20 protein-coding genes are annotated in these 24,469 nt (G+C 73.9%); 17 read left to right on the top strand and 3 right to left on the bottom strand.

All coding sequences use genetic code 11. The features are described 5' to 3' along the window. Nucleotides 1-2 precede the first annotated feature (2 nt). The 14 genes from murG to CLV92_RS09655 all read left to right on the top strand — a co-directional run bounded on the left by murG (nucleotide 3) and on the right by CLV92_RS09655 (nucleotide 15,147). Complete coding sequence (gene murG / locus CLV92_RS09720) at nucleotides 3-1,118, top strand: undecaprenyldiphospho-muramoylpentapeptide beta-N-acetylglucosaminyltransferase (protein WP_104432795.1); 1,116 nt, start codon at nucleotides 3-5, stop codon at nucleotides 1,116-1,118. Between the two features lie 71 nt (nucleotides 1,119-1,189). Next, nucleotides 1,190-2,536 carry a UDP-N-acetylmuramate--L-alanine ligase gene (murC, locus tag CLV92_RS09715; RefSeq protein ID WP_104432794.1) on the top strand — a complete coding sequence of 449 codons (1,347 nt, stop codon included), beginning with the start codon at nucleotides 1,190-1,192 and terminating at the stop codon, nucleotides 2,534-2,536. After that, a complete protein-coding gene (locus tag CLV92_RS09710; protein WP_104432629.1) occupies nucleotides 2,533-3,576 on the top strand; it encodes a cell division protein FtsQ/DivIB in 1,044 nt (347 codons plus the stop codon). Before murC ends, CLV92_RS09710 begins: the two co-directional genes overlap by 4 nt. A 317-nt stretch (nucleotides 3,577-3,893) precedes the next feature. Continuing rightward, entirely contained in the window at nucleotides 3,894-5,309 is a 1,416-nt protein-coding gene (gene ftsZ / locus CLV92_RS09705) for a cell division protein FtsZ (protein WP_104432628.1), read from the top strand. Next, complete coding sequence (gene pgeF / locus CLV92_RS09700) at nucleotides 5,306-6,085, top strand: peptidoglycan editing factor PgeF (protein WP_211291017.1); 780 nt, start codon at nucleotides 5,306-5,308, stop codon at nucleotides 6,083-6,085. The genes ftsZ and pgeF overlap by 4 nt, the downstream gene beginning before the upstream one ends. Continuing rightward, the gene (locus tag CLV92_RS09695; RefSeq protein WP_104432627.1) at nucleotides 6,082-6,789 is read left to right on the top strand and encodes a YggS family pyridoxal phosphate-dependent enzyme; all 708 of its coding nucleotides are present in this window, start codon (nucleotides 6,082-6,084) and stop codon (nucleotides 6,787-6,789) included. Before pgeF ends, CLV92_RS09695 begins: the two co-directional genes overlap by 4 nt. A gap of 87 nt (nucleotides 6,790-6,876) precedes the next feature. Beyond that, nucleotides 6,877-7,425, top strand: a complete 549-nt coding sequence (locus CLV92_RS22860) for a cell division protein SepF (RefSeq protein WP_104432626.1) — start codon at nucleotides 6,877-6,879, stop codon at nucleotides 7,423-7,425. A 99-nt stretch (nucleotides 7,426-7,524) separates the two neighbouring features. Next, nucleotides 7,525-7,815: a YggT family protein gene (locus CLV92_RS09685; protein WP_104432625.1), complete on the top strand. Its 291-nt coding sequence runs from the start codon at nucleotides 7,525-7,527 to the stop codon at nucleotides 7,813-7,815. A gap of 127 nt (nucleotides 7,816-7,942) precedes the next feature. Further along, nucleotides 7,943-8,623 carry a DivIVA domain-containing protein gene (locus CLV92_RS09680; RefSeq protein WP_104432624.1) on the top strand — a complete coding sequence of 227 codons (681 nt, stop codon included), beginning with the start codon at nucleotides 7,943-7,945 and terminating at the stop codon, nucleotides 8,621-8,623. A 186-nt stretch (nucleotides 8,624-8,809) separates the two neighbouring features. Further along, nucleotides 8,810-9,292 carry a TraR/DksA family transcriptional regulator gene (locus tag CLV92_RS09675; RefSeq protein ID WP_104432623.1) on the top strand — a complete coding sequence of 161 codons (483 nt, stop codon included), beginning with the start codon at nucleotides 8,810-8,812 and terminating at the stop codon, nucleotides 9,290-9,292. A 91-nt stretch (nucleotides 9,293-9,383) separates the two neighbouring features. Next, complete coding sequence (gene lspA, locus CLV92_RS09670; RefSeq protein ID WP_104432622.1) at nucleotides 9,384-9,989, top strand: signal peptidase II; 606 nt, start codon at nucleotides 9,384-9,386, stop codon at nucleotides 9,987-9,989. Next, the gene (locus tag CLV92_RS09665; protein ID WP_104432621.1) at nucleotides 9,982-10,905 is read left to right on the top strand and encodes an RluA family pseudouridine synthase; all 924 of its coding nucleotides are present in this window, start codon (nucleotides 9,982-9,984) and stop codon (nucleotides 10,903-10,905) included. The genes lspA and CLV92_RS09665 overlap by 8 nt, the downstream gene beginning before the upstream one ends. Before the next feature lie 158 nt (nucleotides 10,906-11,063). Then, the gene (gene dnaE / locus CLV92_RS09660; RefSeq protein WP_104432620.1) at nucleotides 11,064-14,615 is read left to right on the top strand and encodes a DNA polymerase III subunit alpha; all 3,552 of its coding nucleotides are present in this window, start codon (nucleotides 11,064-11,066) and stop codon (nucleotides 14,613-14,615) included. A 22-nt stretch (nucleotides 14,616-14,637) separates the two neighbouring features. Then, nucleotides 14,638-15,147: a hypothetical protein gene (locus CLV92_RS09655; protein WP_104432619.1), complete on the top strand. Its 510-nt coding sequence runs from the start codon at nucleotides 14,638-14,640 to the stop codon at nucleotides 15,145-15,147. 206 nt (nucleotides 15,148-15,353) lie between these two features. Here CLV92_RS09655 and CLV92_RS09650 read toward each other — a convergent pair whose 3' ends face one another. The 3 genes from CLV92_RS09650 to CLV92_RS09640 form a co-directional block, all read right to left on the bottom strand. Further along, nucleotides 15,354-17,018 carry a malectin domain-containing carbohydrate-binding protein gene (locus tag CLV92_RS09650; RefSeq protein WP_104432618.1) on the bottom strand — a complete coding sequence of 555 codons (1,665 nt, stop codon included), beginning with the start codon at nucleotides 17,016-17,018 and terminating at the stop codon, nucleotides 15,354-15,356. 274 nt (nucleotides 17,019-17,292) lie between these two features. After that, nucleotides 17,293-18,567 carry a malectin domain-containing carbohydrate-binding protein gene (locus CLV92_RS09645; protein ID WP_158257183.1) on the bottom strand — a complete coding sequence of 425 codons (1,275 nt, stop codon included), beginning with the start codon at nucleotides 18,565-18,567 and terminating at the stop codon, nucleotides 17,293-17,295. 145 nt (nucleotides 18,568-18,712) lie between these two features. Beyond that, nucleotides 18,713-19,504 carry a glycosyltransferase family protein gene (locus CLV92_RS09640; RefSeq protein ID WP_104432616.1) on the bottom strand — a complete coding sequence of 264 codons (792 nt, stop codon included), beginning with the start codon at nucleotides 19,502-19,504 and terminating at the stop codon, nucleotides 18,713-18,715. A 427-nt stretch (nucleotides 19,505-19,931) separates the two neighbouring features. Here CLV92_RS09640 and CLV92_RS09635 point away from each other — a divergent pair, with 427 nt between their 5' ends. From CLV92_RS09635 to CLV92_RS09625, 3 genes are read left to right on the top strand one after another with little or no spacing between them, the layout of a single operon-like run. Beyond that, a complete protein-coding gene (locus CLV92_RS09635; RefSeq protein WP_104432615.1) occupies nucleotides 19,932-22,154 on the top strand; it encodes a hypothetical protein in 2,223 nt (740 codons plus the stop codon). Further along, nucleotides 22,151-23,521: a flippase gene (locus CLV92_RS09630; protein ID WP_104432614.1), complete on the top strand. Its 1,371-nt coding sequence runs from the start codon at nucleotides 22,151-22,153 to the stop codon at nucleotides 23,519-23,521. The genes CLV92_RS09635 and CLV92_RS09630 overlap by 4 nt, the downstream gene beginning before the upstream one ends. 13 nt (nucleotides 23,522-23,534) lie before the next feature. Then, nucleotides 23,535-24,425, top strand: a complete 891-nt coding sequence (locus CLV92_RS09625; protein ID WP_158257182.1) for a glycosyltransferase family 2 protein — start codon at nucleotides 23,535-23,537, stop codon at nucleotides 24,423-24,425. Nucleotides 24,426-24,469 lie beyond the last annotated feature (44 nt).

Here is a 24,469-nt window from a genome sequence, read left to right as displayed (position 1 = left end):
GCCTGTCCGTCCTGCTCGCCGGCGGCGGCACCGCCGGGCACGTCGCGCCGCTGCTGTCGACGGCCGACTGCCTGCGTCGTCGCGATCTCGCCACCCGGGTGCTGGCGCTCGGCACCACCGAGGGGCTGGAGTCCCGGCTGGTGCCGCAGCGCGGCTACGAGCTGGCTGTGGTGCCCCGCGTCCCGCTGCCGCGCCGTCCGTCGCCCGACCTGCTGCGCCTGCCCGGGCGGCTGCGCGCGGCGGTGCTGGCCGCCGAGCGCGCGATCGAGCGGATCGACGCCGACGTCGTCGTGGGCTTCGGTGGCTACGTCGCGACCCCGGCGTACCTCGCGGCGCGCCGCCGCCGGGTGCCGGTGGTGGTGCACGAGCAGAACTCCCTGCCGGGGATTGCCAACCGCCTCGGCGCGCGGCTCACCCCGCACGTGGCGGTGACGTTCGAGGGCACGCCCCTGCGCGGGGCCGTGCACGTCGGCATGCCGCTGCGGGCGGAGATCCGGGAGCTGGCCGCAGCCCCGGACCGCGAGCTGCGCCGGCGCGCGGCGCGGGAGGAGCTGGGGCTGGACCCGGCCCGCCCCACGCTGCTCGTGACGGGCGGCTCCCTGGGCGCCCAGCGGCTCAACGAGGTGCTGGGCTCGGCGGCGCGGGAGCTGCTGGCCACGGGGGCGCAGGTGCTGCACGTCAGCGGCCGGGGCAAGACGGTGCCGCTGCCGGAGCTGGACCCGGGCCGCTACCGGGGCCAGTACGTCGTGCGCGACTACGTCGACGCCATGCACCTGGCCTACGCCGCCGCCGACCTCGTGGCCTGCCGCAGCGGTGCGGGGACGGTGAGCGAGCTGACGGCCCTGGGCCTGCCCGCGGTGTACGTGCCGCTGCCGATCGGCAACGGGGAGCAGCGCCGCAACGCCGAGCCGGTGGTGCGGGCCGGCGGTGGGCTGCTCGTCGAGGACGCCGCCCTGGACGCGGACTGGGTGCGGCGCGAGCTGCTGCCGCTGCTGGGCAGCCCGCAGCGGCTGCAGGAGGCCGCCGCCGTGGCGGCGCGCTTCGGCGTGCACGACGGCGACGAGCGACTGGCCGACCTGGTGGAGCGCGCCGCGGCCGGCGGAGGGGCGGGCGCGTGAGCGCGGACGTGCGGCCGGACGCGCTGGGCTCCCTCGGGCGCGTGCACTTCGTCGGGATCGGCGGGGCCGGGATGTCGGGCATCGCCCGGCTGCTGCTGGCGCGCGGGATCCCCGTCTCCGGCAGCGACGCCCGGGACTCGGCGGTGCTGGCGGACTTGCGGGCGGCGGGCGCCCGCGTGGAGGTCGGCCACGCCGCAGAGCACCTCGGCGACGCCGACACCGTGGTCGTCAGCACGGCGGTGCGCGAGGCCAACCCGGAGCTGGCCGAGGCCCGCCGCCGGGACCTGGCGGTGCTGCACCGCTCGCAGGCCCTCGCGGCGCTGATGGCGGGGCGTCGGGCCGCGGCGGTCGCCGGCACGCACGGGAAGACGACGACGTCCTCGATGCTCGCGGTGGCCCTGCAGGAGGCCGGTCTGGACCCCTCCTACGCCATCGGCGGGGAGCTGACCCCTGGGCAGCCGCAGCAGGGCCGCGGAGCCCGCGACGGCGGCGGGGACGTGTTCGTGGCGGAGGCGGACGAGTCCGACGGCTCCTTCCTGGCGTACTCCCCGGCCGTCGCGGTCGTTACGAACGTGGAGCCGGACCACCTGGACCACTACGGGACGGCGGAGGCGGTGGAGGAGGCGTTCGCGGCCTTCACCCGGCGGATCGTGCCGGGCGGGGTCCTCGTGGCGTGCGCCGACGACCCCGGGGCGGCGCGGCTGGCGGAGCTCGCCCGGTCCGAGGGCGTCCGGGTCCGCACCTACGGCAGCGCCGAGGGAGCGGACGTCCGGCTGCTGGGGCTGACCGCCGAGGGCGGGGGCGTGCGCGCCGAGGTCGTCACCGCTGCCGGCAGCCTGGGGGAGCTGCGGTTGCGGGTGCCGGGCGAGCACAACGCGCTCAACGCGGCGGCCGCCCTGACGGCGGCGGTGGAGCTCGGCGCGGCGGCGGGGGAGGCCCTCGCGGGGCTCGCCACGTTCGGAGGGGCACGTCGTCGCTTCGAGCTGCGGGGCGAGGTGGCGGGCGTGCGCGTCGTGGACGACTACGCCCACCACCCGACGGAGGTCCGGGCCGTGCTGCGCGCGGCCCGCGAGGTGGCCGGGGGTGGCCGGGTGCTGGCCGTCTTCCAGCCGCACCTGGTGAGCCGCACGCGCATCTTCGCCGCGGACTTCGGGGCGGCCCTGGCGCTGGCCGACGAGGTGGTCGTCCTCGACGTCTACGTCGCGCGGGAGGACCCCGACCCGGCCGTGACGGGTGCGCTGGTGGCGTCCGCCGTCGCGCTGCCCGCCGCCGCGGTCGCCTACGAGCCGGACCGGGGGGCCGCCGTGGCGCGCCTGGCCGGGCGGGCGCGGGCGGGCGACGTGGTGCTGACCCTGGGAGCGGGTGACGTGACGGACCTCGGGCCCCGGCTGCTCGACGCGCTCGGGGCGCGGCCGTGAACCGTCGCCCCACGCCCCCGCGGACCCCGCCGGGGGGCGCGCAGGCGCCGGAGGGGGCCGTCCCGCAGCCCTCCGGTGGCGCGAGGACAGCCGCTGCGGCGGGCCGGCCGGGGAGGAGGCCCGCAGCAGCGGCACGGGAGCGCTCCGGTGCCTCGCAGGCGGGCGGGCGGGCGGGGGCGCCCCCGTCCCCGCTGGCGCCGCGCCCGACGGGCGGCAGCGCCCAGCGCCGTCGCAGCGAGCGGGCGGCGGGTGCGGGCAGTCCCGCGACGCGGTCGCGCCGCGGGGCGGGGAGCATCGCGGTCGCCCGGGCGGCGGGGTCCTCGCTGCGCCGGCGTCCCCGGTGGCGTCCGCTGGGCTGGCGGGGCCGGCTGCTGGCCGCTCTCGCGGTGGTCGCGGTGCTGGCCGGGGTGCTGGTGTGGCTGCTCGTGACCGTGCCGGCCTTCGCCGTCCGGGAGGTGCGGGTGACGGGGACGGAGCGGGTGCCGGTGGGCGACGTCCTGGCGCTGGCGGAGCGCCGCCGCGGCGAGCAGTTGCTGCGCGTGGACGTCTCGGCCCTGGCGGCGGAGGTGGCGGCGCTGCCCCTGGTGGCGCAGGTCCGGGTGGAGCGGAACTGGCCCGACGGGCTGGTCGTGCGGGTGCAGGAGCGGCGAGCGGTGGCGGCGGTGCCCAACGGTGACGGCCGGTTCCGCGTCGTGGACGAGGAGGGCACGGTGCTGGCGGTGTCGGAGACCGTGCCCGCCGCGGTGCCGCTGGTCGACGTGGACCTGGCGACGGCCGGCCGGGCGACCCTGCGGTCAGTGCTGGAGGTGCTGGGGGGTCTGCCGCGGGAGCTGCGGGCCGAGGTGGGAAGCACCGGGGCGCGGTCGCGGGACTCGGTGGTGCTGACGCTGCGCAGCGGGACGACGGTGCACTGGGGGAGCCCCGAGCGGGGGGCGCGCAAGGCGGAGGTGCTGGCGGTGCTGCTGCGCTCCGAGGCGACCCGGGATGCGGAGCGGCTGGACGTCTCGGCGCCCGACCACCCGGCGGTCCGGTCCTCCTGAGGGGACTCTCAAGGTCTGGTCGAGCGTTGCGTCCGGTCACGGGTGGGAATCGTGAGGACACGGCTCGTGACCTAGTGTGGCACGTGGGTCATTACCGCTTCCAGTGGGGTCTCCCCGCGACGACACGCCGGATCGGCAGTTGCACGCAGTGCACTCCGACTTCTACGGTCACCCGAGCGAAACGATGACATAACGTTAACCCTCGACCTGAGGGTGAAGGTTCATCACGGGATCGCCCCGGCCGGGGAGGCGCAGTCGGCCTCCCGGGCCCGCGGTCCCGGACAGACATCAGCTGAGAGAGGCGAGAGGCACTCCACGTGGCAGCTCCGCAGAACTACCTGGCAGTCATCAAGGTCGTCGGCGTCGGCGGCGGCGGGGTGAACGCGGTCAACCGGATGATCGAGGTCGGCCTGAAGGGTGTCGAGTTCATCGCCGTCAACACCGACGCCCAGGCGCTCCTCATGAGCGACGCCGACGTCAAGCTCGACGTCGGCCGCGAGCTCACCCGCGGTCTCGGCGCCGGCGCCGACCCGGAGGTGGGCCGCAAGGCCGCCGAGGACCACGCCGAGGAGATCGAGGAGGTCCTCAAGGGGGCCGACATGGTCTTCGTCACCGCCGGTGAGGGCGGCGGCACCGGAACCGGTGGAGCGCCCGTCGTCGCGCGCATCGCCCGTTCCCTCGGTGCCCTGACCATCGGCGTCGTGACGCGCCCGTTCACCTTCGAGGGCCGCCGTCGCGCCAACTCCGCGGAGTCCGGCATCGCCGAGCTGCGCGACGAGGTCGACACCCTGATCGTCATCCCCAACGACCGGCTGCTGTCGATCAGCGACAAGCAGGTCAGCATCCTCGACGCGTTCAAGTCCGCCGACCAGGTGCTGCTCTCCGGCGTCCAGGGCATCACCGACCTGATCACCACCCCGGGTCTCATCAACCTGGACTTCGCCGACGTGAAGTCGGTCATGCAGGGTGCGGGAAGCGCCCTCATGGGCATCGGCTCGGCCCGCGGCGACGACCGCGCCGTGCAGGCGGCCGAGAGCGCCATCAGCTCCCCGCTGCTCGAGGCGAGCATCGACGGGGCGCACGGCGTGCTGCTGTCCATCCAGGGCGGCTCCGACCTCGGTCTCTACGAGATCAACGAGGCGGCCCGGCTGGTGCAGGAGGCCGCCCACCCGGAGGCCAACATCATCTTCGGCGCGGTCATCGACGACGCCCTCGGCGACGAGGTGCGCGTCACGGTCATCGCCGCCGGCTTCGACAGCGGCACCCCCGCCCGCCGCCGCGACGAGCGCGGGCTGGGCCAGGCCGCGCCGCGGGTGACCGGCAGCGCCGTGCCCCCCTCCCGCCCGGCCCCCCAGCCCGTGCCGCAGCAGCAGGTGCAGGAGGCGCCCGCCCAGCCGCGCTACGAGGCCCCGCAGCAGCCGGCCTACCAGCAGGCGCCGGCTCCGCAGCCGGTGGCCCCGCAGCAGCCGGCCTACCAGCAGGCGCCCGCCCCGCAGTACGCCCAGCAGCAGCGCTCGCCCTACTCGCCCGACCCGCAGACGTACGCTCCGAGCCACCCGCAGCAGCACATCGAGCTGCCGCGCGAGGAGCCGCAGCCGGCGCGTCCGGCGCCGGAGCAGGTGCAGGTCCCGCGGGTCATCGAGCTGCCCCACGACTCCTCCGCCGCGAGCCGGCGCCCGGTGCGGGGCCGCCGCGACGAGGAGGACCTGGACGTCCCCGACTTCCTGAAGTGACGGGAGGGGCTGCGGCGGGAGGGCTCGACCTCCTCCCGGCGGGGTTCCCCGGCAACGTGCGCGGCGCCTTCACCACCCGCTCGGGTGGTGGGGGCGCCGCTCCGTTCGCCGGCCTCAACCTCGGCGACCACGTCGGTGACGACCCGGCCGTCGTCGGCGCGAACAGGGAGGCCGTGCGCAGGGCGCTCGGGGCCTCGGCCCTCGTCATCCCGCGCCAGGTGCACGGCGCCGAGGTGGCCCACGTCCGCGAGGCGCCGCCAGGGCCGCTGGGCGGCTCCGGGCTGGAGGTCGACGCCCTCGTCACCGACCGCCCTGGCATCGCCCTGGGCGTGGTGGTCGCCGACTGCGTGCCGGTGCTGCTGGCGGACCCGGCCGCCGGGCTGGTCGGCGTGGCGCACGCGGGGCGCCCGGGCATGGTCGCGGGCGTGGTGCCCGCGGTGGTCGCCGCCCTGCGTGACCTGGGGGCCCGCAGCGTGCAGGCGGTGACCGGCCCCGCGGTCTGCGGAGGCTGCTACGAGGTGCCCGCGGCGATGCGCGAGGACGTCTCGGCGCGGGTGCCGGCCGCCCGTGCGGTCACGCGCCACGGCACCCCGGCCGTGGACGTCGTGGCGGGTGTGACGTCGCAGCTGCTGGCCCTGGGGGTCGAGGTGCGGCGCGTTCCCGGCTGCACGGCGGAGGACGGCCGGTTCTTCTCCTACCGGCGCGACGGGCGCACCGGTCGCTTCGCCGGCGTCGTCGTCGCCGGGCCCGCGGCCGCGGGGCCGGGGCAGCGGTGAGCGGGCGCGCGCAGGAGCTCGCCGACCGCCTCGCCGCGGTCCGCGGGCGCATCGGTGCGGCGGAGCGCGCCTGCGGGCGCCCGCCCGGCGGCGTCCGGCTGGTCGTCGTGACGAAGTTCTTCCCCGCCTCGGACGTGCGCCTGCTCGCCGGGCTGGGAGTGGAGGACGTCGGGGAGAGCCGCGACCAGGAGGCGGCGGCGAAGGCGGCCGAGTGCGCCGGGCTGGGCCTGCGCTGGCACTTCGTGGGCCAGGTGCAGACGAACAAGGCGCGCTCCGTGGCCCGCTACGCCGACGCGGTCCACTCGCTGGACCGCCTGCGCCTCGTGGGGCCGCTGGGCCGCGCGGCGACCGGGGCGGGCCGGCAGGTCGGCTGCTTCGTGCAGGTGTGCCTCGACGCGGCCGCTCCGGGCGCGAGCGGTCGCGGGGGCGCGGCGCCGGACGACGTGCCGGCCCTGGCGGACGCGGTGGCCGGCACGGCCGGGCTGCGGTTGCTGGGGGTGATGGCCGTGGCCCCGCTGGGGGAGGAGCCGGACCGGGCGTTCGCGCGGCTGCGGGCGCTGGCCGAGCGGGTGCGCGGCGACCACCCGGGTGCGGTGGAGGTCTCGGCGGGCATGAGCGGCGACCTGGAGCAGGCCGTGGCGCACGGGGCGACTCTCGTGCGTGTCGGCGGCGCGATCCTCGGCCCCCGCCCCGCCGCACGGTAACGTCACCCTCTGTCCGACCCCGAGCGGTGGTGCCGGTCGAGCCCGGAGGGCCGGCGCGCCCACGTCGACGACTTCGAGGAGCAAGCGATGGCCGGCGCGCTGCGCAAGACGATGGTCTACCTCGGCCTGGCCGAGGACGACCGGTACGACGCCGAGGAGCTCGTCGAGGACGAGCCGCAGCGCAAGACCGCGCTCCCGGAGCACCGCAGCGCCCCGGAGCCCCGGGGTTCGCACGAGTTCCGCAGCGTTCCGGAGCACCGCACGGTCGCCGAGCTGCGGCCGGAGAGCGGTCCGTCCCAGGTGACCCCGATCAGGAGGCAGGTGGCGCAGGTGGTGCCTCAGTCGAGCGCTCCGGAGCTGCACCGGATCACGACGATCCACCCCCGTACGTACAACGAGGCGAAGACGATCGGCGAGAGCTTCCGCCAGGGGGTTCCCGTGATCATGAACCTCACGGACATGGACGACTCCGACGCCAAGCGTCTGGTCGACTTCTCGGCCGGCCTCGTCTTCGGGCTGCACGGCTCGATCGAGCGGGTGACGAGCAAGGTCTTCCTGCTGTCCCCGCAGAACGTCGAGGTGTCCGCGCACGAGGAGGAGCGCCCGCAGGAGCGCACCTTCTTCAACCAGTCCTGATGCGCTCGGCGCCGGGCGCGGCCGGGCACCGGAACCCCTGCGGCCGCCGGGACGTTGGGGCGGACGACGGCACGAGCCGACATCGGGGAGGATGACCGGGTGGACGCTGTTCTCGCGATCGCGCACTTCGTGGTCCTGGTCTTCTTCTTGACCCTCATCGGCCGCCTGATCCTCGACTGGGTCCAGGCGCTGTCGCGGGAGTTCCGCCCCCGGGGTGTGGTGCTCGTGGTGGCTGAGTCGGTCTACACGGTGACCGACCCGCCGCTGCGTGCGCTGCGCAAGGTGCTGCCGCCCGTGCGGCTCGGGCCGGTGAGCCTGGACCTGGGCTTCCTGGTGCTCTTCTTCCTGAGCTACATGCTGCTCACCTTCACCAATCCGGCGCGCTACTAGCCGTCGCCTTCCGGTTGCTCTGCGCAACACGAGACCGCGCGTCGAGATCGCCCCTGCGGGACTCGTGGACTAGCGTGATCCTTCCGAACCGGCTGTCGGGGCCGGCCTGTCGCGAGGTGGATGCACGATGCCGTTGACTCCCGAGGACGTCGTCAACAAGCGCTTCAACGCCACCCGTGTCCGCGAGGGGTATGCGCAGGAGGAGGTCGACGACTTCCTCGACGAGGTGGTGGAGGAGCTCCGCCGCCTCAACGCCGAGAACGACGACCTGCGCGAGAAGCTGCGCCAGTCGGAGGCGCGCATCGCCGAGCTCGACCGGACGCTGGAGGCGGCCTCCGGGGACGCCGGTGCCGGGGACGGGCCCACGGGCGGATCCGAGGAGGTGTCCGGGGCGGAGGAGCCTGACGCACCCTCCGAGCCCGCCCCGTCGCAGCCCGCGGTCCAGCAGGGGGCTCCGCAGCAGCCTGCGCCCGGAGCGGGGGCGGTGGAGCAGGCGGCGGGCATGCTCGCCCTGGCGCAGCGACTGCACGACGAGTACGTGCACGAGGCCGAGACGCAGCGCGACCGCATCGTCTCGGAGGCGCGCAGCGCCGCGGAGCGGCTGGTCTCCGAGGCCACGGAGGAGCGCGAGCACACGCTCGGGCTGCTGCAGTCGGAGCGCATGGACCTCGAGACGGCCATCGACCACCTGCGCAGCTTCGAGCAGGAGTCGCGTGCCCGCCTCGGCGAGTACTTCCAGACCCAGCTCGACCAGCTCCGGCGCCAGGCTCCGGTCGTCTCGGAGGGCCCGGCGGGCGACAGGTCCTGACCGGCGGGGCCGGCGTCTCACCGGCCACCGACCGACGCTTCTGACAGCGACGCCCCGCACCGCGCGGGGCGTCGCTGTGCGTGTACAGAACTTTTCTCTCTGCAATCACGATTTCGAGTTGCTCACAGAGGGTGACGTTCTCTACTGTTCCCGTCACTACGTCGGGTGAACAGCTGAGGGGGACTCATGGCACACGGAGTCGTGCAGGGCGCCACGAGCGTCGCCGAGGTGCCGGTCCGGCACAGCGAGCGCCCGAGCGCCCGCCGCAGGCCCGCACCGCGACCGCCGACCAGGGACACGGAGCTGGCCTGGACCGACGCGGAGCTGCGGGAGCAGCGCGCGGCGCTGGTGGAGGAGGTCGAGCGGCTGTCGGTGCAGCTGCACCGCGCCTCGCTGGCGTTCAGCGCGCTCGTCGCCTCCGGCGGTCAGGGTGCCGGTGACGACCAGGTCGACCACGGCGCGGCCACGTCCGGTCGCGAGCACGAGATGACCATCGCCAACAACGAGCGCGACCTGCTCGAGCAGACCGAGCGCGCCCTGGAGCGCCTCGACAACGGCACCTACGGCGTCTGCGAGTCGTGCGGCAACGCGGTGGGCAAGGCGCGTCTGCAGGCGTTCCCGCGCGCGACCCTCTGCATCGGCTGCAAGTCGCGCAGCGAGCGGCGCTGACGGCGAGGACCCGTTCCGCCGCGGGACGGCACCGCCCCTCCGGGCGCGCCCGGACCGCGGCGGCGGATCGGCGTGGGAGACTCCTCCTCCGATGAGCGCTCCCGCCCCGCCCCCGTCCGAGACGCCGCCCGGTGACCGGGACACCACCGCCGTCGACACCCGGCGCCGCTGGCCCGTGGCCGCAGCCCTGGTCGCCCTCCTCTACCCGCTCGACCAGGTCACCAAGTCGCTGGCGGTGGCCCACCTGGTGCCCGGCCGTCAGCAGCCGCTCGTCGGGGAGCTGCTGCAGCTGCGGCTCATCCGCAACCCGGGGGCCGCATTCAGTTTCGCCGAGAACCTGACCTGGCTCTTCACCCTCATCGCCGTGGTGGCGGCCGTCGTCGTGGTGGTCCTGCTGACCCGCGTGCGCAGCCGCGGCTGGGCGGTCGCGCTCGGGCTGCTGCTGGCCGGCGTGCTGGGCAACCTGACCGACCGCCTGCTGCGGGCGCCCGGCGTAGGCCGCGGGCACGTCGTCGACTTCCTGGAGCTGCCGCACTGGCCGATCTTCAACGTGGCCGACATGTGCGTCGTCTCCGCGGCGGTCCTCATCGGCGTCCTCGGCGTTCGCGGGCACCGGCTCGACGGCACGCGGGAGGGCGCGGAGGAGCCCGACGGGCAGGCCGGCGAGCAGACCCGGCGAGGGGGCTCCGATGCCTGAGCTGCGCAGTCTTCCCGTGCCGGACGGCCTGGAGGGGGAGCGCGTCGACGCGGCACTCTCCCGCCTGCTGGGCCTCTCCCGCAGCCGCGTCGCCGAGCTGGCCGAGGCCGGGCTCGTGCGCCTCGACGGGCGGGCGGCGGGCAAGTCGGACCGCGTGCGGGCAGGCGCCTGGCTGGAGGTGGAGGTGCCCGACCCGGCGGCCGCGCCGGTGGTGGTGGCCGAGCCGGTGCCGGGGCTGCGGATCGTGCACGACGACGACGACATCGTCGTGGTCGACAAGCCGGTCGGTGTGGCCGCGCACCCCAGCCCGGGCTGGACCGGCCCGACCGTCGTGGGGGGCCTGGCCGGCGCCGGGTACCGGATCTCCACGTCCGGGGCCGCCGAGCGGCAGGGTGTCGTCCACCGCCTCGACGTGGGCACGTCCGGCCTGATGGTCGTGGCGAAGAGCGAGTACGCCTACACGGTGCTCAAGCGGGCCTTCAAGGAGCGCACCGTCGACAAGGTCTACCACTCGGTGGTGCAGGGCCATCCCGATCCGCTGCGCGGCACCATCGACGCGCCGATCGGGCGGCACCCGGGCGCCGCCTTCAAGTTCGCCGTCACCGCGGCCGGCAAGCCGAGCATCACGCACTACGAGGTGCTCGAGGCCTTCCGCGGGGCGGCGCTGGTCGAGGTGCACCTCGAGACCGGCCGCACCCACCAGATCCGCGTGCACTTCGCCAGCCTGCGCCACCCCTGCGTGGGGGACCTGACCTACGGTGCGGACCCCGTGCTCGCGGCGCGCCTGGGCCTGCAGCGGCAGTGGCTGCACGCCGTCCGGCTCGGCTTCGAGCACCCGGGCACGGGAGCGCACGTGGAGTTCGAGAGCGACTACCCCGGCGATCTCGCGGCGGCGCTGGAGCGCCTCGCCGGCTGAGGCTCCCGCGGCCGCGCACGACCGGCGCCGCCTCCCGGCCGGTGTCGGATCCGGCGCCTAGGATCGACGCCGTCGGATCGGTGCCCGAGCAGGGCCGGCCCGCGCCACCGCACAGCACCACCCAGCACCATGAACATCCGAGGAGGCGCAGCCCACCCATGCCCGAGTCGTCGTTCGTGCACCTGCACGTCCACACCGAGTACTCCATGCTGGACGGCGCGGCGAAGGTGGACGACCTCTTCGCGGAGGCCGCCCGGATGGGCATGCCCGCGGTGGCGACCACCGACCACGGCTTCGTCTTCGGCGCCTACGACTTCTGGAAGTCGGCCAAGAAGCACGGGGTCAAGCCGATCATCGGGGTCGAGGCATACCTGACGCCGGGCACGGCCCGCAAGGACCGCACCCGCGTCAAGTGGGGCGACGAGCGCTCGACCTCCGGTGACGACGTCTCCGGCGGCGGCGCGTACACCCACATCACGATGCTGGCCAGCGACACGACCGGCATGCACAACCTGTTCAAGATGGCCTCCCTCGCCAGCCTGGAGGGGCACTTCTACAAGCCCCGCATGGACCGGGAGCTGCTCTCCACCTACGGCAAGGGCATCATCGCCACGACCGGCTGCCCCTCCGGGGAGGTCCAGACCCGGCTGCGGCTCGGCCAGTACGACGAGGCCGTCCGGGCGGCGGCGGACTTCCGCGACATCTTCGGCCGGGAGAACTACTTCTGCGAGTTGATGGACCACGGCCTCGACATCGAGCGCCGCATCCGCGACGACCTGCTCAAGCTCGCCAAGGACCTCGACCTGCCGCTGATCGCGACGAACGACCTGCACTACACCCGGGCCGAGGACGCCACCGCGCACGCGGCGCTGCTGTGCGTGCAGTCGGGCTCGACGCTGGCGGACCCGAAGCGCTTCAAGTTCGACTCCGACGACTTCTACCTCAAGAGCCCGCAGGAGATGCGGGAGCTGTGGCGGGACTTCCCCGAGGCGTGCGACAACACCCTCCTCATCGCCGAGCGCTGTGCGGTGGAGTTCAGCGAGTCCACCGGCGCCTACATGCCGCGCTTCCCCTGCCCGGAGGGGGAGGACGAGACGTCGTGGTTCATCAAGGAGGTCTGGACGGGTCTGGCCGAGCGGTTCCCGGCGGGCATCCCCGACGACGTCCGCAAGCAGGCGGACTTCGAGATCGAGGTCATCACGTCCAAGGGCTACGCCGGCTACTTCCTCGTCGTCGCCGACTTCATCAACTGGTCCAAGCGCAACGGGATCCGCGTCGGCCCGGGCCGCGGCTCCGGTGCCGGGTCGATGGCCGCCTACGCCATGAAGATCACCGATCTGGACCCGCTGCGCCACGGGCTGATCTTCGAGCGGTTCCTCAACCCCGAGCGCATGTCCATGCCGGACTTCGACGTCGACTTCGACGAGCGCCGGCGCGGTGAGGTCATCCAGTACGTCGTGCAGAAGTACGGCGACGACCGGGTGGCACAGATCGTCACCTACGGCACGATCAAGGCGAAGCAGGCCGTCAAGGACGCCTCCCGCGTCCTCGGCTTCCCCTTCTCCATGGGCGACCGCATCACCAAGACGATGCCGCCGGCCGTCATGGGCAAGGACATCCCGCTCGCGGGGATCTTCGACCCGAACCACAAGCGGTACTCCGAGGCGGGGGAGTTCCGCGAGCTGTACAAGAACGATCCCGAGGTGGTGCGGGTCGTCGACACCGCGCGCGGCCTGGAGGGCCTGAAGCGGCAGTGGGGGGTGCACGCCGCCGGTGTCATCATGTCGTCGGACCCGCTGATCGACCTGATCCCGATCATGCGCCGGGAGCAGGACGGCGCCATCATCACGCAGTTCGACTACCCGACGTGCGAGACGCTCGGGCTGGTCAAGATGGACTTCCTCGGCCTGCGCAACTTGACGATCCTCGACGACGCCCTGAAGAACGTCGTCGCCAACGGCAAGGACCCCGTCGACCTCGACGCCCTCGAACTCGACGACCCGGCGACCTACGAGCTGCTCGGTCGCGGTGACACCCTCGGGGTGTTCCAGTTCGACGGCGGGCCGATGCGCTCGCTGCTGCGGCTGATGCGCCCGGACAACTTCGAGGACATCTCCGCCGTCGGTGCGCTCTACCGCCCCGGCCCCATGGGTGCGGGCTCGCACACGAACTACGCGCTGCGCAAGAACGGCCAGCAGCCCATCACGCCCATCCACCCGGAGCTCGAGGAGCCGCTGAAGGAGATCCTCGGCACGACCTACGGCCTGATCGTGTACCAGGAGCAGGTCATGGCCATCGCGCAGAAGGTCGCCGGGTACTCCCTCGGCAAGGCCGACCTGCTCCGGCGCGCCATGGGCAAGAAGAAGCGCGAGGTGCTCGACGCCGAGTACGTCGGCTTCGAGGCCGGCATGAAGGAGAACGGCTTCTCCGCCGCGGCCGTCAAGACGCTGTGGGACATCCTCGTCCCCTTCTCCGACTACGCGTTCAACAAGGCGCACTCCGCCGCCTACGGGCTGGTCTCGTACTGGACGGCCTACCTCAAGGCCAACTACCCCGCGGAGTACATGGCCGCGGTGCTCACGAGCGTGCGCGACGACAAGGACAAGTCGGCGCTCTACCTCAACGAGTGCCGGCGCATGGGCATCAAGGTCCTGCCGCCGGACGTCAACGAGTCCGCCGCGAACTTCACGCCTGTTGGCACCGACGTCCGCTTCGGCCTGACCGCGATCCGCAACGTCGGCGCCAACGTCGTCGACGCGATCGTCGCGGCGCGGGAGGAGAAGGGCCGCTACGAGTCCTTCCCCGACTTCCTCACCAAGGTCCCGGCGGTCGTCTGCAACAAGCGGACGATCGAGTCCCTCATCAAGGCGGGTGCGTTCGACTCCCTGGGGCACCGCCGCCGCGCGCTCGTCGCCCGGCACGAGGACGCCGTGGACGCGGTCGTCGACGTCAAGCGCAACGAGGCCATCGGCCAGTTCGACCTGTTCGCGGGCCTCGGCGGGGACTCCGGGGCCGACACGAGCGGCTTCTCCGTGGAGATCCCCGACCTGCCCGAGTGGGACAAGGCCGAGCTGCTCGCGCACGAGCGGCAGATGCTGGGCCTCTACGTCTCCGACCACCCCCTCTTCGGCCTGGAGCGGCTGCTGACGCAGGCGTCGGACTGCTCGATCGCGCAGCTGATGGCCGACGAGTCCCGCCCGGACGGCTCGCAGCTCACCATCGCGGGCATGATCACCGGCCTGCAGCGCAAGCTGACCAAGCAGGGCAGCCCCTGGGCGATCGTGACGGTGGAGGACCTCGAGGGCGCCATCGAGGTGCTGTTCTTCCCCGCCACGTACGCCGCGGTCGCCCCGATGCTCGCCGAGGACCTCGTCTGCATCGTCAAGGGGCGGCTCAACCGCCGCGACGAGGTCCCGACGATCTACGGCTCCGAGCTGACCATCCCCGACCTCAACACGGCCGGGGACGGTCTGCCCGTGACGATCGCGATGCCCGTCACCCGGTGCATCCCGCCGATGGTGGAGAAGCTGCGCGACGTGCTGCGCACCCATCCCGGCGGCACGGAGGTGCGGTTGCAGCTGCTCTCCGGCGGCAACGGCGGCAGGGCCAGGACCACCCTGATGCGCCTCGACGACGGGTTGCGCGTGACCCCCTCGCCGGCGCTCTTCGGGGACCTGAAGGCCCTCCTCGGACCCTCGTGCCTGGTGTGATGCACCCGGCGGGGGACCGGTGATGCGGCGCGCCCGGGTGGCCCGTCCGGCGCGCGCGGCCCGCACCGTCCTCCTGGTGCAGGTGGGCGCGGGACCGCTCGTCGGAGCGGCCTGGTGGGCGATCACGCACGACCCCCCCGGCTGGCTGGGCGGCGAGCCGCACCTGACCCGGGGATCCCTCGACGCGGCCCGCGACGGGGCCCTGGCCGTCCTCGGCGGACTGCTCGGCTCCGCCGCCGCGCTGCGTGTGCTGCGCCGCCCCGGCACCCGGCCGCTGCGCACGCTGGCCGCCGCGGTGCTGGGTGCACTCCTGGGAGCGGCCCTCGCCGTGGCCACCGCGGCACTGCTGCCCGCCGGCGTCGACGGGCAGCGGGTGCTGCCGCGCGCCTGGGGCGTGGCGCTGTCCTGGCCGCTGCTGCTGGTCGGCGTGGTGTTCGTGCGGACGTTCGGCGAGTCCGTCGCGGAGTGGGTGCAGGAGGGGTCCCGGTCGCGGAGGGCGCAGGACGAACTGGAGGCGCCGCGCGAGACCTGAACCGTACGGGATTCGAAACCGTGCGGTGTTCGCAGTCGTGCGGGGTTCGAACCGGTGCGGGGTGCCGGCGGGAACGGAGACGGCCAGGGTGTGAGCAGCGCTGCTGCTCACACCCTGGCCGTCGTCGCCGCAGCGGCCCCGCTGCCGTCCCGCGGGGGGCGGGGCGTCAGCGGAGGCCGGTGCGGCGGTGGATCACCGGCAGGTCATCAGCCGAGGAACGTCTCGACCTTCACGGAGTCCACGTAGATGCGGACCTGGCTGGGGGTGGTCGCGTCGATCGGGTAGATCCAGTTCGTGCCCTTGACCCACGCCTCCGACTGGATGCCCAGGCGCATGGCCTGGCTCGGGACCCGCGAGTCGGCGACGGCCGCCCACACCTTGCCGTCGATCAGGTACTTGATCTGACCGGGGGTCCACTCGACGGCGTAGTCGTGCCACTGGGTGGAGTCGATCGCCGTCTCGGAGTGCTTGCGGGTGTGGTCGGCGAAGTGGGCCGTGGCCGACATCATGTCGCGGTCGCCGCCGTTGTCCTCGGCGAAGTCGATCTCCGGCGGCCAGCCGCCGGCGGTCGGCCAGAGCAGCGCCACCATGGTGATCCCGCGGCCCTTCTCGGCGCGGGCCCGCATCGTCCAGCGCCCGTAGGTCTGGTTCACGCGGTGACCGACACCGGCGCCGCGCCAGACACCGTCAGTGCCCTTGCGGGAGGTCAGGACCAGGTTGCCGCCGGTGACGCTGACACCGGAGGAGGCGTAGGGGGAGCCGGAGGCGGTGGCCACACCGCCGTAGCGCCACCACATGGTGTCGTTGAGGGTGCTGTCGAAGCCCTCGAAGGACTGCAGCTTGAACGTGGAGGGCGCGGGGGCGGTCCCGGCGGCCACCTTCGGGATGACGACGAGGCCGGCGATCACGGTGGAGTCGATGCGGCTGTGCAGGCCGAGGTTCAGCCAGCCGTCGGTGACGCCGACCTCGAAGGTGCGGGTGATCGGCGTGTTCTTGGCGCCGGCCGCGACGAAGGGGTCGAACGCGGTCAGGACGGGCTTGCCCTCCAGGCTGACGTCGAAGACACGCTTGCCGGGGGCGCTCCAGTAGTTCTCCAGCGTCTGGAACCGGACCTCGTAGGTGCCGTTGGTCACGGGCACCGTGTAACCGGTCGATCCGACGCGAATCTTGGAGTAGACCTCGAAGTCGGTGGTGCCGGCCGGGACCGCGGCGGTGGCGTTGCGTCCGCCGTTGCCGTAGCTGTCGGCCATGTACGTGATGCCGGAGGTGGTGGTGAACCCGCCGCCGGTGTTGACCGCGATCGTGGAGTTGACGTCCTCGGTGGAGCCGGTCGTCGGGGCCGGGGTGTACGGGGCGATGACCAGGCCGGAGACGATGGTGTTGTTGACGATGGCCTTCAGCCCGAGGTCGAGCTTCCCGTCGGCCACGCTCACCTCGAACGTGCGGTTGATCGGCACGCCCTTCCCGCCCGCCGCGGCGAACGGGTCGAAGGCCGCGAGGACCTGCTTGCCCTCGAGGTTCACGTCGAAGACCCGCTTGCCGGCCTCGGTCCAGTAGTTCTCCACCGTCTGGAGCGTGACGTGGTACGTGCCGTTGGTCACGGGGACGCTGTAGCCGCTCGAGCCGACCCGCACCTTCGAGTGCACGGCGGCGTCGGTGGTGCCCGTGGGAAGCGTCGCGGTAGAGCCCCAGCCGCCGAGGTTGAAGGCGTCTGCGGAGTAGGCGACACCCGAGGCGGTGACGGCCCCGCCACCGGCGTTGAGGGCGATGGGGCCGCTCGTGCTGGTGGTGGCTGCGACCGGCTGGACGATCAAGCAGGAAGTGGCGACGGTGGTGGCCACCGCCGTGGTGAAGAAACCGAGCAAGCGCATGATGGACCGTTTCGTGAGAGACCGGGGGACCCTTCCCTACATTCCTCGTCCCGGCTCATGCCGCTCTTGAGCGAAGGCACTCGAAGGACTCTCCCGGAAAACTCAGGGCTGCTATTCGCGGGGCCAATTCCGCCGAACGGGAGGATGCGCACCTTTCGGCCATGACTCCGTGTGACGAGAGGGCCGGTCCAGGGCGCTGTGCGGGCCCCGGAGCGGGTGGTCCAACCGCTCGGGGAAGGTCGAGGACCGCCGCCCGCCGCCCGGCGGGCGCCGGTCAGGAGCCCGCGCGGGTCTCGACGGTGACGGAGTCGATGAAGACCCGGACCTCGGCGGGGGTGGTCTCGTCGATCGGGTGGAAGAAGTCCGTGCCCTCCAGCCACGCCTCCGACTGCAGGCCCAGGCGCATCGGCTCCGAGGGCACGCGCCCGTCCACCACGGTGGCCCAGAGCTCACCGTCGATCAGGAAGCGGGTCTCGCCGGGGGTCCACTCCACGGTGTAGTCGTGCCACTGGGTGGAGTCGATCTCCCGCTCGTGGTGGACCTTGACGCCGTTCTCGAAGTGCACCGTGGCCGACATCATGTCCCGGTCCTCGGCGTTGTCCTCGGCGAAGTCGATCTCCGGCGGCCAGTTCCCGATGGTCGGCCACAGCAGGAAGACCATCGTGATCCCGTGGCCGCGCTCTCCGCGCGCGCGCACCGTCCAGCGTCCGTACGTCTGGTTCAGGCGCGAGCCGACACCGGCGCCGCGCCAGACGCCGTCGGCACCCCTGCGGGAGGTCAGGACCAGGTTCCCGTCGACGACCTCGACGCCCTCCTGGGAGTAGGGGGAGCCCGAGGCGGTGGCGATTCCGCCGTAGCGCCACCAGTGCTCGTCGTCGAGGCCCGAGCCGAAGTCGTCGAAGAAGACCTGCTCCCAGGCGGTGCCCGCGGTCCGCGCCAGCCCGCCGTCCTGGGGAGTGACGACGAGGCCGGCGATGATCGACTGGTCCTGGTCCGCGTCGAACTCCAGGTCGATGCTGCCGTCGGTCACGGTGGTGCGGAGGGTGCGGGTGATCGGTTCGTCCTTGCCACCGGCCGCCAGGAACGGGTCGAAGTCGGCGAGGACCTCGAGCCCCTCCAGCGTGACGTCGAAGACGCGCCGGCCGGGCTCGGTCCAGTAGTTCTCCAGCGTCTGGAACGTGACCTCGTACGTCCCGTCGGGAACGGGCACGCTGTAGCCCGTCGCCCCCACGCGGACATCGGAGAAGACCTCGGCGTCCTCCCGGTCGCTCGACACCGTCGCGCTGGACGTGCGCCCGCCCTCGGCGTGGGCGTCGGCCCCGTAGGAGAGGTCCCCGGCGGTGACCTCCTCGCCCCCGGCGTTGATCGCGATGCGGGGGTCCTCGACGCCCGGGTCCACACCGGCGGGCGGATCCTCGCCGCCGCGGCCCACCACGAGGGCGATCACCAGCGCGGCGACCGCGGCGACCGCGATCGCCGCGAGGATCCAGCGGGACGGGCGCGGGGCGGAGCCCTCGCGCGTCACCGCCCCGCGGTCCGGAGGGGTCATGGACCGGGCCGCGGACTCCGGGGGGGCCGTGCCGGCATCGGGGGAGGCGTCGCGGTCCGCGCCGGTTCCCCGGAGCGACCGCTGCTCGTCGTCCTCCTCGCCCGAGCGCGCCGGCGTCTGTCCCCGCGGTGCCTCCGGCATCCGCTCAGCACCGCCTGCTCAGGCGGCGGACGGCGTAGTAGGCCCTGTCGAGCAGCGTGCCCGTTCCGGACCCGTCGCGCCCGTAGCCGAGGCTGTGGCGCCAGTCCGGGCCGTACTTCGCGCAGAGCCCGGCTTCCATCTCCGCCTCGGCGTCGCTGTAGTAGCGGTTGGACAGCGCACCCGCCGTCACGGCCCGCGCGTGGTTCAGGTACGCCCTGCGGGTCACGAGGACCTTCAGGCCGACCGCGGAGGTCCGGGCGCAGTAGTCGGCTGTCGCGCCCCAGCCGTAGCGGCCGAAGTGCAGCGCGTCGAGCGGCCCGACCAGCTCGTGGCAGCGCCGGGTGATGAGCATGCTCGTCCCGTCGACGAGGCGGACCTCCTCGTCGCGCTGCTGGGCGGGGAACCGCGCCGCCGGGCCCGTCCAGTACCGGTGCTGGCTCTTGAAGCTGTCGTCGTAGCAGGGGGCGACCACCCCGACCTGCTCGGAGCTGGCGGCGGCGGCTGCCATGCCGGCGAAGAAGCCGCGGGAGAGCGTGACGTCGTTGTTCATCAGGACGACGGCCGACGCGTGCAGCACCTCGAAGGCGTGCGCCATCCCGACGTTCGATCCGCCCAGCCAGCCGAGCTTCTGCCCGCGGGACAGGACGACTTCGTCGCCGATGGCCTCGTAGTCGCCCTTGTTGTCGACGACGACCGTGTGGCCGGGCGCCAGCTCCAGCGAGCACGCGCGCACGACGCTCTGCGTCATCGGCACCTCCCCGTAGGCGGCGATGACGCAGATGAGGCCGTTCAGCATGGACGCGAGCGTACCCGCCGGAGAACCGCCCCCCGGACGGCTTGTGGACCGGTTCGACGGGACCCGGGGAGGCCGTTTCGTGATCGGCGAGCGTGATTCGTGCTCTCGGGGGACGGTGGGGGAGTCGGCCTCGCTCGAACAGCTTCACCCGAACGGAGCGCGGGTGTTGCGGACCGTAGCGACGGTGCCACGCGGTCTCGGCGGTGGCCCGGCGCCTCGACACGATCATGGGCCTTCGGGCCGGGCGCCGGGCTCGTGCCACAATCGGGGCCGCTTCACCGCAGTCGACGAGCCCACAGAACGAGCAGGCCCGGTCCGTGGACCGGCAGCCCGGCAGCGCAGCCCGGGCCCGAGGTCAGCACGCTGACCCTGGGCGCCGGGACTGCACCCTGCTGTCCGGGCGACAGCATGACGGGAGCCTTGACCGATGACCCCCAGCTCGTGGCCGCGCCTCGCCGTGGCGACCGCTCTCGGCCTGGTCGCCCTCTCGCTGGTCCTGCCAGCCCCAGCGCCCCTGCGGGCGGTCGCCGTCGCGGCGTTCTGGGCGTGGCTGCTCGGCGCCGCCGTGCGCTACGTCGCGGGCGGCCGCAACGACCACCTCCTCCCCGGAGCGGTCAACGCCGCGCTCGGGCTGGCCGGGCTCGCCGCGCTGTCCCAGCTGGCCATCGCGCTCGGCCTGGACGCACCCGCGGCGATCACCCTCGGGACGGCCCTGGCCGCCGCTGCGGCCGTCCTCCTGCGCCGCCCCTCGCCGGACGCGGCAGGGGAGGCGCCGCACGGTGACCACGCCGCCCTGCGCCCGGTGGCGGCCCGCCAGGCGGTCGGCGTGGGCGGCGCCGCGCACCACGACGCCCCCCACCTCGACACCGCGCACCACGACGGCGCCCCGCCGCGCGAGGTCCGTCCCGCACCCGGCGGGGCCGGTGCCGCCGCCGACGGCCGCGGTGGCCCGACGGCGCGGTGGACGACGTGGGCAGGCGCGGTGGGCGTGGCCGTTGCGCTCGCCCTGTGGGCGCTGTCCCTCGGCGGCGTGGACCTGGACCGGCTCAACGGCTACGGCCTCCTCGCCGCGGTGCCGCTCCTCTGGTACGTCGCCCTGGCGATCTGCGTCGCCGTCGCGGCGGTGACCGCCCTGCACCCGGCGAGGCACCGCGGGGCCTTCTGGGCCGCGATCGCGGGCATCGTCCTCATCCTGCACGCGACGCCCGCCGTCGCGTACGACATGCCGCGCTACACCTGGACGTTCAAGCACATCGGCGTCGTGGAGTACATCCGCGCCGCGAACGAACTGCCCCGCCTGCGCGACATCTACTACAACTGGCCCGGATTCTTCGCGGCGGCCGAGTGGTTCACGTCCGCGGCCTCGCTCGACGTCCGCACCGCGGCCCGCTGGGCACCGCCCTTCTTCGAGATCCTCAACGCGTCGGCGGTGTGGTACCTGGCGCGGTCGCTGACCCGCGACGCCCGCACCGTCCGGCTGGCCACGCTCGTCTTCGCGCTGACGATCTGGGTGGGGCAGGACTACTTCGCGCCGCAGCCGCTCGCCTTCTTCCTCGGCATCGTGCTCATCGCGGTCCTGGTCCGCGCCCACCGCGCGGGCGGGGCCCTCCACCGCGACAGCAGCAGCTCCGGCCGCGAGCGGGCGCTGCTCGCCGCCGGTGCCGCGCTGATCTGGATCGGCACGATGACGACGCACCAGCTCACGCCGGTGGTCGTCCTGCTCGTCCTCTTCGTCCTGACCGCGCTCCTGCGCTGGCGGGCGTGGTGGCTGGTCGTCGCCTTCGCGGTCCTGGAGGTGGCCTGGCTCGCGCTCGCGTGGCCATACCTCGCGCAGAGCCCGTACTCGCTGTTCAGCTTCAACCCGCTCGACGGCTCCTCCGCGGACGTGCTCTCGCGCTACGAGCCGATGGAGGGGGTGGTCTTCCGCCGGGCCACCGTCTACGTCCTCTACTTCGGCATGTTCGCGGTGGGCGGCGGCTGGGCCCTGCTCACCGGCCGGCGCTCCGTGGCGTCGCGGATCGCGCTCGTCGGTGCCTTCGCCCCGGCGCTCGTGCTCCTGGCGCAGGACTACGGCGGCGAGGGCCAGCTCCGCACCTACCTGTACGCGCTGCCGTTCCTCGCCTTCTCCGTGGCCCGGGCCGCCGTCGCCGGCCTCGAGCGCCTCGGTGCCGGCCTGCGCCCCGTCGCGACGGTGGCGGGGGCGGCCGTGCTGACGGCGCTCTTCCTGCCCGCGTACCTGGGCCAGGAGCGGGTGAACCGGGTGGTGCCCGCCGACGTCGCGGCGGCCGAGTGGTTCTACGCCAACGCGGCCCCGGGCACCGAGATGATCGGCCTGGCCCCCAACTCCCCGAGCCGCATCGACGAGCGCTACCTCGACTACCCCCTCCAGTCGGAGACGAGCCCGACCGCGTTCGTGTCCGAGGAGTTCCAGAGCAGCCCCGACGCGGCCGCCGTCGTCGAGTACCTGCGGACCCAGGAGGGCAACCCGTACCTCGTGGCCACGCCCAGCCAGGCGGGCTACCTGGAGTACTTCGGCGCGATGCAGCCGGAGCGCTTCTACGCGCTGCAGCGGGAGCTCGACCAGCAGCCGGGCCTGCGCCTCGTCTTCCGGCAGGACGGCGCATCGGTCTGGCAGGTCCTGCGCTCGTGACGGGCACGGCTCAGCACGGCGGCGAGCGCGACGGGGAGCCCGCGGAGGCGCCGGCGCAGGCCCCCGAGGCGCCGCGTCCCCGCTCCTTCATGCGGGACGTCGCGGGGACGGTCGCCGGCAACCTGGCGAGCCCGCTCATCGGCATCATCACCGCACCCGTCCTCGCCCAGGCGCTCGGCGTCACCGGGCGCGGCGAGTTCGCGGCCATCACCGCCCCCACCCTCCTGCTGACCCTCGCCGCGACCGTGGGGCTTCCGGAGGCGGCCACCTACTTCGTCGCCAGCGCCCGCATGCACACCCGGGTGGCGCTGCGGCAGGTGGTGATGATGTCGATCGGCATCGGCGTGCTGATGGCCGGGCTGCTGTTCCTCCTCGCCCCCGTCATCAGCAGCGGCGAGCCGGAGGTCACGCAGCTGATCGCCTACGGCGGTCTGTCCCTGCCCGGCGCGCTGGCCGTCGGTGCCATCCGCGGGGTGGCGGCGGGGCGCAACCGGTGGGGTCTCGTCAACGGCGAGAAGTACCTCAACAACGGCGCGCGGCTGGTCCTGGTCGTCGTCTTCGCCCTGAGCGGTGTCCTGACCCTGCCCGTCGCCACCGCCGTCTATCTGGGGTGCCCGATCCTGGGCGGCCTCGTCTACGTCCGCTTCCTCCGCCGCCTGCGGGCCGAGCCGTCGACGGCCCCGACCCCCAACGCCTCGGGGCTGCTCCTCAGGTACGGGACCAAGACGTGGGCGGGTGGGCTCAGCGGGATCATCGTGGCCCGGATCGACCAGGTGCTCATGGCGCCGCTGGTCGGTGCCCGCGAGCTCGGGCTGTACGCCGCCGCCGTCGCCATCGGGGAGATCCCCTTCGTCGTCAGCTCCGCCACCCGCGAGGTCATCACGGCGGCCGACGCCAAGGACCGCGACGACCGGCGGGCCGAGCAGGCGGCGCGGCTGACCCTGCTGGCCACGGCGTGCGTCTCCGCCGGACTGGCGCTGGTGGCGCCCTACCTGGTGCGCCTGGCGTTCGGGGAGGAGTTCGCGGAGGCGACCCCGATGCTGCAGCTGCTGCTCCTGGCCGCGGTGCTCAACACCCCGGGCTCGACGCTCGGCGCCATCCTCCTGGCGCGCAACCGGCCCGGCCTGCGCAGCGCGGCCCTGGCGATCGCCTGCGTGATCAACGTGGCGCTCATCTTCGTGCTCGTCCCGGTCTTCGGCGGGGTCGGCGCCGCGGTGGTGAGCTGCGTGACCTACGCGGTCATGTCCGTCCTGTGCCTGCTCTTCGCCCGGCACCTCTTCGGGCTGTCCGTGCTCCGCATGGTCGTCCCGCGTCCCAGTGACGTCCGGGACGTCGTCTCGTTCGTCCGTGCCCGTCGCGCCCGCTAGGAGGACACGACCAGTGACCGACCGGTCCATCGACGTGATCATCCCCGTCCGCAATGCCGCCGGGCTCCTCGGGGCCTGCCTCGAGCGGGTCCGCCCCCAGCTGGCCGGGGGCGACTCGATCGTCGTGGTCGACGACGCCAGCACCGACGACACCGCGGAGGTCGCCCGCCGCGCCGGTGCGCGCGTGCTCTCCTCGGCGCAGCCGCGGGGCCCGTACGCGGCGCGGCAGGAGGCGGCCACCGCGTCGACCGCCGACCACCTCGTCTTCCTCGACGTCCGCTGCAGGCCCCTGCCCGGCTGGCTGGACGCGCACCGGCGTCTGCTCGCCGAGCCCGGCACCGCGCTCAGCTGCTCCGTGGTGGAGGCGGTCGGCGGCCGGTCGCTGGCCAGCCGCGTCGCCGCCCACCAGCAGCCGTTCCGCCTGGAGGCCACCACCGGCGGCAGCCGGCTGCCGTACTACCCGACGTGCAACCTCGGGGTGCTGGCCTCGGCGTTCCGCGAGGTCGGTGGATTCCGTCCCGTGCGCAGCGGCGGGGACGCCGACCTGTGCTGGCGGATCCAGCAGGCCGGCCTCGGCCGGTTGGGCATCGACAGGCGCACGCTGGTCCACTGGCAGCCGCGGGACCGCCTCCGCGACCTCGTCGAGCAGTGGTACCGCTACGGCAAGTCGTCCGTGGAGCTCGACCGGTACGGGGCGGAGCCCGCGGGCCACATGGTGGGGCCTGCCGCCGCCGCGCCCGTCGCCGGGGCGGCCGCGCCGCGCGGCGGGGCGCTGGCCACGCTCGCGCAGACGGCGCAGGCGGTGCGCCGGCGGCAGGTCGACGCGTCGGTCGCAGCCCTGTCGGTCGCCATGTTCGGAGTCCAGCGGGTGGGCCGCCTGGTCGCCCTGCGCAACGCACGGTGACGACGTCCCGGCCGGGCTGCTCCGTCCGGGCGGGCCGGACACCA

The sequence above is a fragment of the Kineococcus xinjiangensis genome, assembly GCF_002934625.1.
GTDB lineage: Bacteria > Actinomycetota > Actinomycetes > Actinomycetales > Kineococcaceae > Kineococcus_A > Kineococcus_A xinjiangensis.
Note: the sequence above shows the minus strand (reverse complement) of the source record. Positions and strands in the feature narration are given on the sequence as shown.

Excerpts from the sequence above, each read along its gene's own strand:
- murC (WP_104432794.1), top strand. The coding sequence starts at position 1,190 with ATGTCGGGCATCGCCCGGCTGCTGCTGGCGCGCGGGATCCCCGTCTCC.
- CLV92_RS22860 (WP_104432626.1), top strand. The coding sequence starts at position 6,877 with ATGGCCGGCGCGCTGCGCAAGACGATGGTCTACCTCGGCCTGGCCGAG.
- CLV92_RS09680 (WP_104432624.1), top strand. The coding sequence starts at position 7,943 with ATGCCGTTGACTCCCGAGGACGTCGTCAACAAGCGCTTCAACGCCACC.
- CLV92_RS09675 (WP_104432623.1), top strand. The coding sequence starts at position 8,810 with ATGGCACACGGAGTCGTGCAGGGCGCCACGAGCGTCGCCGAGGTGCCG.
- lspA (WP_104432622.1), top strand. The coding sequence starts at position 9,384 with ATGAGCGCTCCCGCCCCGCCCCCGTCCGAGACGCCGCCCGGTGACCGG.
- CLV92_RS09665 (WP_104432621.1), top strand. The coding sequence starts at position 9,982 with ATGCCTGAGCTGCGCAGTCTTCCCGTGCCGGACGGCCTGGAGGGGGAG.
- dnaE (WP_104432620.1), top strand. The coding sequence starts at position 11,064 with ATGCCCGAGTCGTCGTTCGTGCACCTGCACGTCCACACCGAGTACTCC.
- CLV92_RS09655 (WP_104432619.1), top strand. The coding sequence starts at position 14,638 with ATGCGGCGCGCCCGGGTGGCCCGTCCGGCGCGCGCGGCCCGCACCGTC.
- CLV92_RS09650 (WP_104432618.1), bottom strand. The coding sequence starts at position 17,018 with ATGCGCTTGCTCGGTTTCTTCACCACGGCGGTGGCCACCACCGTCGCC.
- CLV92_RS09645 (WP_158257183.1), bottom strand. The coding sequence starts at position 18,567 with ATGACCCCTCCGGACCGCGGGGCGGTGACGCGCGAGGGCTCCGCCCCG.
- CLV92_RS09640 (WP_104432616.1), bottom strand. The coding sequence starts at position 19,504 with ATGCTGAACGGCCTCATCTGCGTCATCGCCGCCTACGGGGAGGTGCCG.
- CLV92_RS09635 (WP_104432615.1), top strand. The coding sequence starts at position 19,932 with ATGACCCCCAGCTCGTGGCCGCGCCTCGCCGTGGCGACCGCTCTCGGC.